The following is a 14,065-nucleotide window of genomic DNA, read 5'->3' on the forward strand; positions in this document are numbered from 1 at the left end:
TAGGCTCCTCGATGTCAGGGTTCATATCGCGGATCAGGAGTCCCCCATGAAGGTGGATGCGAAAGAGCACGAGGAAGAAGCCCGTCGGATCAAGCAGGACGCCCGTCGGCTGCGCGAGTTCCCCGCGTTCGAGAAATTCTCGGACGACGAGTTGGAGCGCCTGGTGGGGACCGCCCACCACACGTCGCAGTCCGTGCCGTGGCCCCTGATCCGGGAGCAGACCCCGTCGGACGCGTGCTTCATCCTGCTCAGCGGCGAGGTGGGCGTGTATGTCGGCCAGGACCGGGTCGCCGTGGTGGGTCCGGGCGAGGTCATCGGCGAATCTGCGCTGCGCCGGGGAAAGCTGCGTTCTGCGACGGTGACGACGATCGGCCCCGCCGAAGTGCTGCGCATCGAGCGGGATGACCTCGACCGCCTGCTGCGCGAAATCCCGGCGCTCCGCGAAACGATGGACGCGACAGCCGCCAAACACGTACAGGTCGACCAGCCGGCGAAGCCGAAGTCGGAACGCTCCAAGGTGAGCGCCACGGTCCCGACCGATCTGGTCGAGCGCTTCGAACAGGCCGCGAAGGCCGCCGGCGTCAGTGCCTCCTCAGCGCTCGAGGATGCGCTCAGCCAGTGGGTGGAACGCAACAGCAAGTCGTAATCAGCAGCGATTTTCCGGCCTCGCTACCCTGATTGGGGAGATGAGGGGTAACAAGCACTGGACGGGTGGCGGTGCGGCCGTGCTGGCCTTGACGGTGGCGGCGGTGTGTGCGACGGCGCCGCACCGCGGCTCTGAGCCTGCCAGCGCGAGCTTGCAGGTCAACAACGTCAAATACCTCGCGCTCGGCGACTCGGCGGCCGCGGCGCCGCTGGTCCCCGATCCCGCCGGTCCGCCCGGCTGCTTCAAATCGACCAACAACTATCCGGCGGTGTTGGCCCGGCACCTGGGCGCGACCCATTTCACCGACGTCACCTGCAGCGGGGCCACCACCGCCGACATCACCGTCCGGGCGCAGCACACCAGCGGGGGCGCCGTACCGGCGCAGATCGACGCCGTGGCCGGCGACACGGAGCTGATCACCATCACCATCGGCGGCAACGACGTCGGCCTGGCGAGCAGCGCAGCGCAGTGCCGCCGGAGTTCGCTGACCGAGCCGCCCTGTTTCGACGCCCTGGCCGGCGGCGGGTCGGATCGATTCAGTGCGGCGATCCGGCGCCAGGTTCCGTTGTGGGAAGCCATGATCGACGCGGTGCGGGCCCGAGCCCCGCGGGCGCGGATCGTTCTCGTCGGGTATGGAACCTACATCCGGCCGGGCGGTTGCTTTGCCCAGCAGCCGATCAATCCGACGGACGCCAACTATTTTCAGGCCAAAGTCGACGAAATCGACGACCAGCAGCAGTCGTTGGCCACCAGGAAGGGGATCGAGTTCTTCGACACGCGGCCGGTGTCGGTCGGCCACGACATGTGCGCCGCGCCCGACGATCGGTATTTCGAAGGGTTCGTGCTCACGCACCTGGCGGCTCCCCTGCACCCCAACGCGATGGGCGCCGTGGCGGTCGGCGACGCCCTTGCCGACCGGATCGGCCGATGACGAGCGACGGGTCACGACTGAGATCGGCGATCCTCGACTTGGCGGCGGCACGCGGTCCGGACAGCAGCATCTGCCCGTCCGATGCCGCCCGGGCCGTCGGCGGCGAGAACTGGCGCGACTTGATGGATGATGCCCGCGAACTGGCTCGGGAGTTGGCGGAATCGGGCGTCGTGCAGATCACCCAGCGCGGTGCGGTGCTCGATCCCGGCGGAACGTGGCGCGGTCCGATCCGCATCCGGATCGTGCGCCGATAGCCCGAGCCGTTCACTCTGCGCGTGGGGCGCAGAAGTGCTCGTGGACAACGCCCTGCGCGCAGAGTCAACACCGTCTTCGCTATAGCCTGGCCGTCATGGCCATCGAATCGGCAATGCTTGCCCTCGGCACTCCCGCCCCTGGTTTCTCGCTGCCCGAGCCGGCGACGGGCGCGACGGTCAGTCTGGACGATTTGACCGGCCCGGCGTTGGTCGTCACGTTCATCTGCAATCACTGCCCGTACGTGCAGCATGTCGCGGCGGGGCTGGCGGAGTTGGGTCGCGACCTGGCTAGGCAAGGTGTCGCGATGGCCGCGATCTCCAGCAACGACGTCGTCAGCTATCCCCAAGATGGTCCCGAGCAGATGGTCGAGGAGGCCCGCCGTCACGGTTGGACGTTTCGGTACCTCTATGACGAGACCCAGGACGTTGCCCGCGCCTTCTCGGCCGCGTGCACGCCGGACACCTTCGTCTTCGACGGTGAGCGCCGCCTGGTCTATCGGGGTCAGCTCGACGACTCCCGGCCGAAGAACGGGCTGCTGGTGACGGCGGCCGATGTGCGCGCTGCGGTCGACGCGGTGCTGGCCGGGCGGGCCGTCGAGGCCCACCAGCGTCCCTCGATCGGCTGCGGCATCAAGTGGCGCTGAGCGTCACGCCTTCCAGCTGACCAGCGTGACGCCCTTGGGAAACGTCATCGGCGCCGCGGCCGGGCGAAGGCCGGAAAGCGTTGTGCCGTCGGGAAACAATCGACGTCCGGAGCCCTGCACGAACGGGTAGACGAACATGCGGTACTCGTCGACGAGATCCGCGGCGATCAACGCGTGGCACAGGGTTATGCTGCCGGTGGCGACGATATCGCCGCCGGGTGCCGCTTTGAGGGTCTGCACCTCCTGCACCGGATCGCCAGCCACAATCACCGAGTTGTCCCAGCCCGGTTCGGTGATCGTCGAGGACACCACGTACTTGGTGACGCTGTTGATGTACTCGGCCACGCCGGTGGCGTCGTCGGCCTGGTGTGGCCAATAGCTGCGGAAGTCCTCGAAGGTCTGCCGACCCAGCAACAGGGCATCGGCGGTCTCGTCCTGACGGCGCATCTCGGCGGTCAGTTCGTCGTCCAGCAGCTGCGGATCGAACCAATCCCCCAGCATCTCCACCGAGCCGTCTATGGTCACGTTCTGCGTGATGATCAATGAGCGCATACCAAGATGGACTCGGGAACACAGCGAAACTCATCGGGCAGCGCTGGCACAGATGGCTCGGAGGTAGGAGTGGGCATGGGCAGGGACTCGGACGACAGCGGGCACGACCGGCCCAGGGACGAGCCGCCCGGCCCGGCCGATCATGGTCGTGAGGGCGGGATGGCGACGCGGGAAAATGCTCCCGAGCTGACCGAACCTTCCGACGACGAGGGTGAGTGATGCAAACAAACCGCTTTTCCACCCGCGTCGGCCCCTGGACCGACGGCGTCCGGTTGACGCATCAGCCGTACACGCGCGCGTAGATTTCCTCGATCTGCTCGGCGGTCGGGACAATCGGGTTGTTGGCCGGTGAACCCGAGGCCAGGGCTTCGTCAACCATCAACGGCGTCAACGACATCCAGGCCTCGCGGTCGATGCCGTAGGACCGTGGTGTCGGGACTTCCAGCTCGGCGCACAACTCGGCCAGCGCCGTGACCAGGGCCCGGGCCGCTTCCCCGTCGCCGGCGTCGGCAGCTGCCGCACCGTAGACCCGCGCGCACTCGGCGTACCGCGCCTCGGCGCCGCCGACCGAGAACTCGGTGACAGCCGGGAACAGCATCGCATTCGACAACCCGTGGGCCACCTGGAAGTGCGCGCCGATCGGACGGCTCATCCCGTGCACCAGCGCGACGCTGGAGTTGGAGAAGGCCATTCCGGCCTGGGTGGACGCAAGCATCATGGCTTCGCGGGCCCGGGTATCGGCACCGTCGCGGTAGACCCGCTCGAGGTTGCCGGCGATGAGCCGGATCGCGGACAGGGCCAGGCCATCGCTGATCGGATTGGCCTTGCGGCTGACGTACGCCTCCACCGCGTGAGTGAGCGCATCGATGCCGGTGTCAGCGGTCAGCCGCGGGGGCATCGACAGCGTCAGTTCGAAGTCGACGATCGCGGCCACCGGGAGAAACGACACACCCGGACACAGCATCTTCTCGTGCGTGTCGCTGTCACTGATCACCGTGAATTGCGTTGCTTCCGAACCACTTCCGGCTGTGGTCGGAATAGCTATGACGGGCAGGGCCGGTCCCGCGTAGTTGTTCGGTGCCTTGAATCTGCGCATCGGACCGTCCTGGTACGCCAGCACCGCGAGCGCCTTCGCGGAATCCATCGGACTGCCGCCACCGAAACCTATGACGCAATCGGCATGGTGTTCACGCAACGCGGCAAGACCATCCTGCAGCGAGGCGGTCGTGGGATCCGGGACGGTGCGATCGAAGAGCGCGGCCGACATTCCGGCCCGCCGCAGCGAGTCGAGCACTCGTTGCGCGGCCCCGGTGCCCGTCAGGAAGGAGTCGGTCACCAACAGCGGGCGATGCAGGTCGAGAGCGCCCAACACGTCGGCAACATCGTCGATAGCGCCGGCCCCGACGTGTAGCTGACGGGGAAAGGAGATCACATCGACTCAAATTACTCGCGGCTCAGGTCGATCGTTCCGGCGGAACCGGCAACGGCAGTTCGGGCGGTCGCTAGAGCTTTCGCAGCTGTCGCAGGATCCGCACGAAGGGGACGCTGGCGGCCATGCCGCGCTTCAAACTCGGTTGCGCAGCGCTCATGTTGACCACCACGGCGTAGCGCAGTCCAGCGTCGCGTAGCTCAGCGGCCTGTTCGAGCACCTCATCGGGGGTGCCGTTGAGAATGCTGCCGGTCAGCAGTGCCTGTGGGACATTCTTGGTCGCTGCCAGTACGGCCTGCTCGTCGAGGGTCTGCGGAATGAGATCCTGCATGCCGGTGAAGTCGTCTCCGAATGGATGCCGCGACCCGTGCCGGGACCATTCGGAGGCCGGGATGTTGAGGGCAAAGGCGCGGAGGACCTGGGAGCCGAGCGCTTCGTCGACCTCATCGCGGCTGCGGCCCGTCACCACCATGACGAGGCTGGCCGGCACGATTGACATCGGGTCACGACCTGCGTCGCAGGCCGCCGCCCGGACGACATCGAGGGCAGCGGCATAGTCGTCGGGATGGACGAGCGCAGCAGGAAACCAGGCGTCGGCGTAGCGACCGGTGGCTTTGAGCATGCGCGGGCCGTGGGACGCCACCCAGATCTCTGGCCATTTACCGCGATAGGGCGGTAGGTCGAAGATCGCGTTGTGCAGGGGAAAGAATTCCGAATCGCGGCTGACGAGTTCACCGTTGGAGTTCCACAACGCCCGGATCGTGGCAAGGGCCTCGATCAACCGCCCGACCGGCTTGGACCATTCCACGCCATAGGGTTCGTTGGTTACGCGTTCGCCGGTGCCGATGCCCAGGATCGCCCTGCCCTTGGTCAGCAGATGCAGCGTGGCGGCGGCTTGTGCAGTCACCGCAGGGTTGCGCCGGCCGGCGTCGGTGACGCTGGTTCCGAGTCGCAGCCGTGCGAGTCGATTCTTGGCGGCCAGGTATCCCAGTGCCGTCCAGGGCTCGCTGACGGCGTCGGGTCGGGGCATCAACTTCGCGGTCGTCGAGCCGAGATACTTTGCCGTCATGATCGACCGGGGTGTCAGAGCGTTCACGTGATCAGCCACCCAGAACGAATCGACACCTGCTGCGACGGCGGTGAGGTAGTTCGCGCGAGTGATGGCCAGCGGGCCGATGCTCGAGTAGGCGAGCACGTCGACGAGGCCGACCCGGAATCCTGACATGTCATTCCTCGGGTGCGAAGGTAACCATTGGCTTTTCGATTCAAAGCCGCCAGCAATGCGCCGGGTAGCGTAGCGGACTACCTACAGTGGTCGAGCCCAACTCGCGCCGAGTTCTGATCGGGATGCTCGTCAGTCAGCGCCGATACCGATGGGCCAGCGTCTCGGCCTGACGGTGTGCCAGTGCCATCGCGGTGAGCATGGGATTGGCCATCGGGCTCGACGGGAACAGCCCGGTGTCGCACACGTACACGTCGTCGAGGCCGTGCACGGCTCCCCACGAGTCCGTCACGTGCCGACTCGGATCTGCCCCCATCGCCGTCGTGCCGAAGACGTGGTTGGCCACCACGCGAAAGTCGTTGGGAGACAATGCCGCAGCCCGGATCGCGGGTGCCGCCTGGGGCGCATCGTAACGGGGCGCCAAGCCACGGATTCCCGGTACCACGCTGCGGGCGCCCGCGGCGGCGAACATCTCGGCCAGCCGGGCCGCGCCCTCCTGGATGCGACGCACGTCGGCGGCCCCGACGTCGTAGCGCAGGCTGGTCATGCCACCCGGCCGGGCCCGCACCCGTCCGACCGAGTCCTGCCCACTCACCCACACCGTCCAGGTCGCCACGTTCCGGTAGCCGGCCAGCGAGCGTACGTACTCGTCACCGGTTCCCGGGTGCAGCATGCCGAGTACTGACGGGGTGGCCCAGATCGACTCCAGTTTGATGCCTTCCTCAAGAAAGCCGGTTACGTGGTAGCCCTGGGTCGCACCGGTCCACGGCGCGATCTCGTCGTCGAACTCGCCCAGCACAATCATGCCGGGGTGCATGCGAACGTTTCGCCCGACGGCCTCCTCGTGGTGGCCGCTGCGCTGCAGGATCTGCGGCGAAGCGAACGCACCCGCGGCCAGCACCGTGCATTTGGCCTTGACCCGCACACGATGGGTCCGCCGTCCGGAGCTGGGATCGACCACCGTGCCCGTCAATCCGTACACCCGATTGCCTTGCCGCAGCAGCGAATCGACGTGCACGGAGGTGTAGACGCGGCCACCGGCGGCCAACAGCTCCGGCACCCCGCGACGATCCATCGATTGCTTTGCCCCCGAAGGGCATCCGGTGATGCACTGACCGGAGCCACGGCAGTCGTGCTCGTTTCGCCGTAGCGATTCCACTTGGTAGCCCAGCGCTTCTGCCCCGCTGCGGAACAGGTCGTTGCGCCGGCCCTGCACGTGCGACTGGACCGGTCGCACCCCCAGGAACCGTTCGACCGCCTCGTAATGACGGGCCATCTGCTCCGGTGCAGCCCCTTCGACGCCGTGTTCGCTCGCCCACTTCTCGAACACGAAGTCCGGGGCCCGCATACAGATTCCGGAGTTGATCACCGATCCGCCGCCCAGACATCGCGCTTGCAACGTGGGTATCACCACATTGCCCCGCGTGGTGCGCATGCCACCTTCCCAGAACCAGCGGGCGAACGTCTCGCCGGCCTCCGCTCCCCGATCGCGCTGGCGCATGGCCGCGCCGGCCTCCAGGACGACGACATCGAGGCCTTCGCCGGCCAGTCGGTGCGCGAGCACGGTGCCCGCGGGGCCGGAGCCGACCACACACACGTCACAGTCCAGGGCCAGTGCACGGTGGTAGTCGGAATGTTCCTGTATGCGGTTGGCCGCGTTGTGTTTTGGCACATCCAGCGCCGGCCGGCGCGCGTCGAGGCGGGCCCGGGTTTCGTTGAGCACATGGCGGGTGACACCGCCGACCATGCCGACGACCGGGCCGGATGCGGGTCGGCGGTAACCGGCGAGCACTTCTTCGAACGCGGTCAGGAACCAGGCCACGTCGGCGTCGTCCAGAGTCACCGGCGGCAGCAGCTTGATCATGTTGAGGTTGAATCCCGGTATCTGCACCAGGATTCCGCGCTTGTGCAGGTCGATGTGAACCGCGGCCGCGAACGCACCCGGATCGCCGATTCCCATCAGAGTCTGCTGCACCCGCAGCCCGAGCTGGGCCGAATTCTTGAACACCACGCCGATGATCAGGCCCTGCCCCGTGATCCGGTCGATCACGTCGTAGCGGTCGGCCAGTTCCTGCAGCCCGCTGCGGAACTTCTTCGAGAGGGCACGCGCCCGCCGGGGCGCGTCCAGGTCTTCGAGCACATCGAGAGTGGCCAGCCCGGCGGCCATGGCGAGGTTGTTCTCGGCGAAGGTCGACAGATAGATGGGCCCGGACTTGAAGGCGGCGTAGACGCGGTCGTAGATGTCCTGGGTCAGCAGCACCGCACTCACCGGCGCCTGGCCACCGGAGAGCGCCTTGCTGACAGTGAGCATGTCAGGTTTGACGCCGGCACCGTGGCAACCGAACCAGTTGCCCAATCGTCCGAGGCCGGTCTGCACCTCGTCCATCACCAGCGCGGTCCCGTGTTGCGCGCAGAGTTGCTGGGCCGCACGCAGATACTCGGCCGAGACGACTTCGCAGGTCATGCCCTGCACGGCTTCGACCACGAAGGCGGCGACGTCGCCGTAGGAAAGTTCGCGCCGGAGCGTCTCAATATCGTTGCGTGGCAACGGAGTACAGGTCGGCATCAACGGATCGGCGGTGATCTTCATCTCGTCGAAACCACACATCGAGATCGCGGCGTAGGTGCGGCCGTGAAATGCCCCCTCCAGATACAGATAACGACGACGACCGGTGGCCTGACGGGTGAAGCGCACGCAGATCTCGGTGGCCTCGGTCCCGGAGTTGGCGAACACCACCTTGGCGAACTGCGGGCCGGCCAACGAGATGAGCCGCTCGGCCAGCAGGCCGCCCAGCACCGACGCGTTGGCGACCGACAGGTTGGGCAGGTCCATGTCGAGGACGTCACGCAGTGCCGCACGGACCTGGGGATGGTTGCGTCCGATGAAGTGCACTCCCCCGCCGCTGAGCAGGTCCAGGTAGCGGGTGCCGTTCTCGGTCCACAGGTAGGCACCCTGCGCCCGGGTGAACACCGCGTCCATGCCGGCGAGTTCGAACATGTACAGCAGCTTGGGATGCACGTGGCGTTTGGCCAGGTGCGTGCTGGAGTGCAGATGCTCCTCGACGAAGTCGTGGAACGTCATGATCGATGGTCCAGCGAGTAGCCGTATTCGTCGAACACGAACTTCCAGTGCTCGCGCACCAGGTCGGCGAGTTCGTCGTCGATGTTCAGCGTGTTGGTCCGGTATCCGCGCAGACCGTCCAGGTAGCCGCCGATGGTGGCGTCGTAGCGGTCACCCTGCGGGATGTCGAGGTGGCGGTAGATGCCGTCGAGCACCTCGCGCGGGCGCGCGCACAAATCTGGATAGGCCACCTCGATGTAGTTCTGCGGCGGAATGAGGGCGCGGTCCTCGAAGAAGCGCTCGAAGAGCTTCTGCCCGACGACCGCCACCTGCGTCGGCAGGTTCTTGACGAAAGCCACTTCGGGCACCTGCAGGAAGTTCTCCCAGTCGGTCTGGTTGCGCATGTGGATCGTGGAGGCGGCGACAGTGAACGGGTTACGGTGTATATGAACGAATTTCGCGTCCGGGAACACATCGAGCAGCATCCGGACCCGGGCCATGTGGGCGCAGCTCTTGATCACGGGGCGCCGCCCACCGGAGTGCAGCCGGATCTTGTTGACGAACCAGCGCAGCGCCGTCTTCCACTCGTCGCGCTCGTCTTCGCGGGCCTGCAGGAAATCGAAGTAGCGTTCGTAGCGGGGCAGCAGGTCGGGCAGCATGAACGCCAGGTACGGCGACAAGCCGGTCAGCTTGGCCAGCGCGATCTCGTCCTCGGCCGCCTCACCCCAGCCCTGGGCGACGTTGTCATAGCCGCGGGTGTCGGGCAGCAGGCGCGCGGTCAGCGGCGGGATGACGCTGCCGGTGGTGATGAACGCGGTGGGGAACACCACCTGGTAGACGGTGGGATAGGTGTGGTCCGGGTCGCGGCCCAGCAGGTTGTGCAGGTGGGTGGTGCCACTGCGCCAGTGCCCGAGGATGAAGATCGGTGGCGGGTCGAGGGGCGTCGAGGCGATCCGCCGGTCGTAGCGGCGGCGTTCCACCGTGCCTACTGCGGTGGCCACACCGCTCCAGCCGGTGATCCAGGCGATCCGATGCAGATAACGGAGGCTCACCCGGAATCGGGCGCCGGCCAGTACGCCGAACCACTTCGGGATCTCGATGCCGGTGATGAGCTGATCGGTGTTGAAGCGGCGCTCGAGGCGGACGACCCGCGCACCGCGAGCTAGCCGCGGTGCCCTGCCGGGCCGTCGCAGCGGGACGGGCGGTTGAATTTCGTTGTGCGGCAGCCCGATTCGTTGCTGCACTGCGGGTTCGGCCAGATAGGCGAGCGTGAAAAGCCAACGCAGGGCGGAGAACAACGCGCGTTGGACGTATCGGTCGGCGTCCTCCCATGCCTGCAGTCGGGCGATGCGTTCGTCAAGCGGCGCGGCGGAGAACAGGCCGCCGCGACTGGTGATGGCGGTGCCCACCTCGAACGCCACCAGCAGACCCCGCAGTTGGACGCGCTTGGCGAACGGGAGCCGGGCCAGCATCGTGTCGACATAGGGCACCACGCCCGCGGCGCTACCGCCCACCCCGATCGGTCCGCGAGCCGGGAAGAAGGCCTCGGCGATCGCGTCGACAACCGCACCCTCTCTGCTGGTCAGTACCTGCAAAAGCCCCCCTCTACGCTTGCGTAGGCCACTGTATCGCTGATCAGGCGGCCCGCAGGCGCGAATGCACCGTCTCCCCCTGCCGTTGAGCCGCTCACGGAGTCGAGCCGAAACCTGCCCGCCTTCGCCGGTAGACGACGGCGCGGGCACCGTGTTCCGGCGCGAAGATCACGCCGTGGTCGCGCGGCCGCTCCCCGTCCGCATCGGTGGGAACCAGCCGGAATTCCCGCAGCAAGGTGCGCAGCGTGGTGTCCATCGTCATGTTCGCGTAGGCCGCGCCGATGCAGCGCTGGAATCCGCCACCATAGGGAATCCAGCCCACCGGCTTGGGCTGCCCACAGAGGAAGCGCTCCGGGCTGAACGAGTCCGCGTCCGGGAAGCTGTCCGGGGACCCGTGGGCCAGCGGGACATTGATCATCAACGTGGTGTCCTCCGGAATCACCCACTCCCCCAGGCGGATTCGTGCTGTGGTCCGTCGCTGGGCTACGTCGGACACCGGACGTGCGCGCTGCACCTCCCAGATCGTGGCCTGCAGGAGTTCCGATCCGCCGGCATCGACTTCGGCGGTCAGCCGGTCGAGGAGTTGCGGATGCCGACGCAACCGTTCCACCGCCCAGGCCAGCGTCGCCGCCGTCGTCTCGTACCCGGCTGTGAGCACGCTGAGCACTTCGTCGGCGATATGGTCATCCGACATCGGCTCCCCGGTGTCGTAGCGGGCCCGCAGCAGGATCGCCAGTACGTCATGTCGTTCGGCAAGACGTGGATCGGTGCGCGCCTGGCCCATCAACGCGTCGATGGCGGTGTTGAACTTGCCGCGACTGCGCAGCAGGCGCGCACCCGGGCTCCAGCTCCCGAAGTCCTTGCGCAGGATCGGCGGCAACAACCCGATGCGGGCCCCGAGCGCGACCGCGGGCGGCATCAACGCTGCGAGGTCGTCGAGGTCGGCCCCTTCGGCACCGACTACGACGCGCAGCAACCCGCGCAGCACGATGCGCGTCATCGCCGGCCAGGCCGCGAATTCTTGCCCGTCTGACCAGGTCGCGGCTTCGTGCAGCAATTCTTCGCTGACGATCTGCCGGTACTTCGCGACGTGCACGGAATGAAAGGGCGGGGAGAGCAGCCGGCGCCGCAGCAGGTGTTCGTCGCCCGACAGGTTGAACATCGAACCGGGGCCGAAGACCTTGCCGAGATTCAGCCGGGAGCGGCCCAGCAGCTCCCGGCTGGTGCCGAACAGGTCCTTGATCTGATCCGGGTCGCCGACCACCACCGTGCGACCAAAGCCGGGCAGGTCGAGGGTGAACACGTTTCCGTAGCGCCGGCCGAGCGCGGCGACCATTCTGCGCCGGGCGAACAGGAATGCCAGCCCCTGGACCGGTTTCGGCGCGCGCAGAGCCGGCGGTAGACGCACCGCCTCGTCTGTTGCTGTCGCCATGGTGCCTGCCTCGGAACGGCTCGTGAGGCAAACATAACTCCGGCTCGGCTACACGTGAGCGGTCTTGCGTAAACGAACGCCCTCAGCGGCCTTGCTCACCCCTGCAGCGCCGCCACGACCTTCTTCGCTGTCTCCTTGGCTGATCCCGGGTTCTGGCCTGTCACCAGCCGCCCGTCCACTACGGCGTAGGAGGTGAACGGGATCAAACCCTTCTCGTAGCGGGCGCCGCGTTGCTTCATCTCCTGTTCGGCGTTATAGGGCACCAGCTTGTTCACCCGGGCCACCACCTCCTCCAACCAGGCGAACCCGGTGAGTTTGCGGCCGGCAACCAACAATGATCCGTCGGACAGCTTGGTGTTGAGCAGGCCGCAGTAGCCGTGACACACCGAGGACACGATGCCGCCGCGCTCATAGATTTCTCGGGTAATGCGTTGCAGCCCTTCGCTATCGGGGAAGTCGAACATCACCGCGTGACCGCCGGTGAAGTAGATCGCGTCATAGTCGGCCGAGTCGATTTCGTTGGGTGCGGCAGTGCTTTCCAGCAGCGCCATCTTCGACTCGTCGGCCCGCCACGCCTTGGCGCTCTTGTCGTAGAACGGAAATTTGAGCGCGCGCGGCTCCAGCGGCGACGGACCGCCGCTGGGACTGACGATCGTCTGCTCGTACCCGGCTTCGTCGAAGATGTCATAGGCATGGGTGAGCTCCGAGAGCCAAAGGCCGGTCGGCTCCGACGGGTCCGCGTAGTGCGAAACATTGCTGACGACATTCAGGATGCGCTTGGTCATGTCGTCGGCATTCCCGTTACCGCACGCGTTAATACCAACTGTTGGCGGTTCGCAGGGGGTTAACCGACTTTCGACGTGAAGACGTCGATCGGCTGTCCCAGCTTCAGCATGACCAGCGGGATGTGGCGGCTCGTGGAGCGCTGATAGGAGACGTACGGCGGGTACAGGTGGCACATGTACTCCCACACGTCGTGACGTTCGCCACCCTCCGGTTCGCGCCACGTGGCCTCGAAGGCCTGCGTCGCAATCTGCACCCCGATGGTTTCGCTGGCAATGATGTTGAGATACCACTCGGGGTGCGAATCGGCGCCGCCCTTAGAGGCCACGATCACGATCTCCCCTGCGACGTTGCCGTAGATGAGCGGCTTGACGTACGTCTTGCCGGACTTGCGGCCGGTGTACCTGATCAGGCAGTGGGTCGTGATTTCGCGGCCACCGACGGCGCTGACGTCGAAAATGTGGCCTCGGGCTCCGCCCGAGTCGAGGTACATCGCAAGGTGTTCTTGAATCCAGTCTCGGCGTTCGGAGCCAATCGCGGCCGCGTCGACGTCGCCCATGAATTCTTCCTTTCGTCGGCGGTCGAGACGACCTCGCGGATCGGACTCGGTTCCAGCCAGGCTATTACAGCGCCGAGACACACCACGCCCACGGGCACGGCTCGAATCCGTTCGACGTGTACAGCCCGGTCACCGGGTGACTTACCCGATGACGTGCACGCAAGCCGGATCAGTGTGCAGGGCGGTAACAACGCTTTGCTCTATCTGCGCTAGGCATCGCCCAATAGTCAACTCGCCGTAACTAATCCGTCTCGCTGACCATTTCCAGGCGCTGGGTCACCCGGGCCAGTGCCTCGTCGAAGATCTCGACTTTCTCGCCGCGTTTCTCGTTGGCCGGTTGAGCGGCGCCCCGGGCACCTTCGGCCTCTACCCGCGCCGCACCTTGGCGCCGTAGCAGACTGAAATTCTTCTCGCGGGCCTGCCGGAGCCGGCTCTGCAGTTCCTTGAGCGACTTCTCGTCCATGCGCGCCAGCGCATCGGGATGACTCTGGCCGATCAACGAATTTTCCTGCGGGGTCAGATTCACATGATGGGTGCTCACCGTTGATTCATACCCGCACCGGACATGCCCGTGGTGACGAACACCGAACCGTCACGCCCGTGCCATTGCGCGTTCACGTCAACCGAACACCGACCAGTAGGGCTCACCTTGGATGACCCGCATCAGAAATTCCAGCGCTTGCTCGGTCTCTTTGTCGGCGTTGTTGCCGTGCGCCAGCCGACATGATTGCGGGTCGACGGCCACGATCCACACGCCTTCCAACCCTTGCTCACGCTCACCGGCGGTCGGTGAAATCACGTCGGCCGCATAGGCAAGTGCACCGGGCTCGGTCAGCCCGTCGCTGTAATCCAGGCAACTCTCGTCACACAAGGTGACGACATGGTAGTGCGGCATCGAGGCCAATCGATCTGAAAGTGTCTGTGCCCTGCCAGGTTCCGCGTCCACACCACGATCTAACA

General features: G+C 66.2%; 15 protein-coding genes. 5 read left to right on the forward strand and 10 right to left on the reverse strand.

What is annotated here, in order from left to right; genetic code table 11:
- Positions 1-46: 46 nt before the first annotated feature.
- From AC5Y5Z_RS19790 to AC5Y5Z_RS19805, 4 genes are all read left to right on the forward strand, one after another.
- Positions 47-646 carry a cyclic nucleotide-binding domain-containing protein gene (locus tag AC5Y5Z_RS19790; RefSeq protein ID WP_463825324.1) on the forward strand — a complete coding sequence of 200 codons (600 nt, stop codon included), beginning with the start codon at positions 47-49 and terminating at the stop codon, positions 644-646.
- A 40-nt stretch (positions 647-686) separates the two neighbouring features.
- On the forward strand, positions 687-1,577 hold the full coding sequence (locus tag AC5Y5Z_RS19795; RefSeq protein ID WP_499927006.1) for an SGNH/GDSL hydrolase family protein: 891 nt from the start codon (positions 687-689) through the stop codon (positions 1,575-1,577).
- Positions 1,574-1,831, forward strand: coding sequence for a DUF3253 domain-containing protein (locus tag AC5Y5Z_RS19800; protein ID WP_499927008.1), 258 nt, complete (start codon positions 1,574-1,576; stop codon positions 1,829-1,831). Before AC5Y5Z_RS19795 ends, AC5Y5Z_RS19800 begins: the two co-directional genes overlap by 4 nt.
- A gap of 95 nt (positions 1,832-1,926) precedes the next feature.
- Positions 1,927-2,475, forward strand: coding sequence for a thioredoxin family protein (locus tag AC5Y5Z_RS19805; RefSeq protein WP_499927010.1), 549 nt, complete (start codon positions 1,927-1,929; stop codon positions 2,473-2,475).
- A 3-nt stretch (positions 2,476-2,478) separates the two neighbouring features.
- Here AC5Y5Z_RS19805 and AC5Y5Z_RS19810 read toward each other — a convergent pair whose 3' ends face one another.
- Positions 2,479-3,027 (reverse strand): dihydrofolate reductase family protein, encoded by a 549-nt coding sequence (locus tag AC5Y5Z_RS19810; protein WP_463825320.1) that lies wholly within the window; start codon positions 3,025-3,027, stop codon positions 2,479-2,481.
- Between the two features lie 75 nt (positions 3,028-3,102).
- Between AC5Y5Z_RS19810 and AC5Y5Z_RS19815 the strand changes: the two genes are divergently transcribed.
- Positions 3,103-3,246: a hypothetical protein gene (locus AC5Y5Z_RS19815; protein ID WP_499927012.1), complete on the forward strand. Its 144-nt coding sequence runs from the start codon at positions 3,103-3,105 to the stop codon at positions 3,244-3,246.
- A 61-nt stretch (positions 3,247-3,307) separates the two neighbouring features.
- Here AC5Y5Z_RS19815 and AC5Y5Z_RS19820 read toward each other — a convergent pair whose 3' ends face one another.
- The 9 genes from AC5Y5Z_RS19820 to AC5Y5Z_RS19860 form a co-directional block, all read right to left on the reverse strand.
- Positions 3,308-4,459: an iron-containing alcohol dehydrogenase gene (locus AC5Y5Z_RS19820; RefSeq protein ID WP_463825318.1), complete on the reverse strand. Its 1,152-nt coding sequence runs from the start codon at positions 4,457-4,459 to the stop codon at positions 3,308-3,310.
- A 70-nt stretch (positions 4,460-4,529) separates the two neighbouring features.
- On the reverse strand, positions 4,530-5,681 hold the full coding sequence (locus AC5Y5Z_RS19825) for an LLM class flavin-dependent oxidoreductase (RefSeq protein WP_499918614.1): 1,152 nt from the start codon (positions 5,679-5,681) through the stop codon (positions 4,530-4,532).
- Between the two features lie 133 nt (positions 5,682-5,814).
- A complete protein-coding gene (locus AC5Y5Z_RS19830; protein WP_499927015.1) occupies positions 5,815-8,760 on the reverse strand; it encodes an aminotransferase class III-fold pyridoxal phosphate-dependent enzyme in 2,946 nt (981 codons plus the stop codon).
- Positions 8,757-10,334, reverse strand: coding sequence for a sulfotransferase (locus tag AC5Y5Z_RS19835; RefSeq protein WP_499927017.1), 1,578 nt, complete (start codon positions 10,332-10,334; stop codon positions 8,757-8,759). Before AC5Y5Z_RS19835 ends, AC5Y5Z_RS19830 begins: the two co-directional genes overlap by 4 nt.
- 91 nt (positions 10,335-10,425) lie before the next feature.
- A complete protein-coding gene (locus tag AC5Y5Z_RS19840; protein ID WP_499927019.1) occupies positions 10,426-11,763 on the reverse strand; it encodes a cytochrome P450 in 1,338 nt (445 codons plus the stop codon).
- A 95-nt stretch (positions 11,764-11,858) separates the two neighbouring features.
- Positions 11,859-12,548 carry a type 1 glutamine amidotransferase domain-containing protein gene (locus AC5Y5Z_RS19845; protein ID WP_463825312.1) on the reverse strand — a complete coding sequence of 230 codons (690 nt, stop codon included), beginning with the start codon at positions 12,546-12,548 and terminating at the stop codon, positions 11,859-11,861.
- A gap of 59 nt (positions 12,549-12,607) precedes the next feature.
- Positions 12,608-13,105, reverse strand: a complete 498-nt coding sequence (locus AC5Y5Z_RS19850; protein ID WP_499927021.1) for a nitroreductase/quinone reductase family protein — start codon at positions 13,103-13,105, stop codon at positions 12,608-12,610.
- 241 nt (positions 13,106-13,346) lie between these two features.
- On the reverse strand, positions 13,347-13,646 hold the full coding sequence (locus AC5Y5Z_RS19855) for a hypothetical protein (protein WP_499927023.1): 300 nt from the start codon (positions 13,644-13,646) through the stop codon (positions 13,347-13,349).
- A 78-nt stretch (positions 13,647-13,724) separates the two neighbouring features.
- Complete coding sequence (locus tag AC5Y5Z_RS19860) at positions 13,725-14,000, reverse strand: hypothetical protein (protein ID WP_463825309.1); 276 nt, start codon at positions 13,998-14,000, stop codon at positions 13,725-13,727.
- Positions 14,001-14,065 lie beyond the last annotated feature (65 nt).

The organism is Mycobacterium sp. NGS29, from assembly GCF_059812965.1.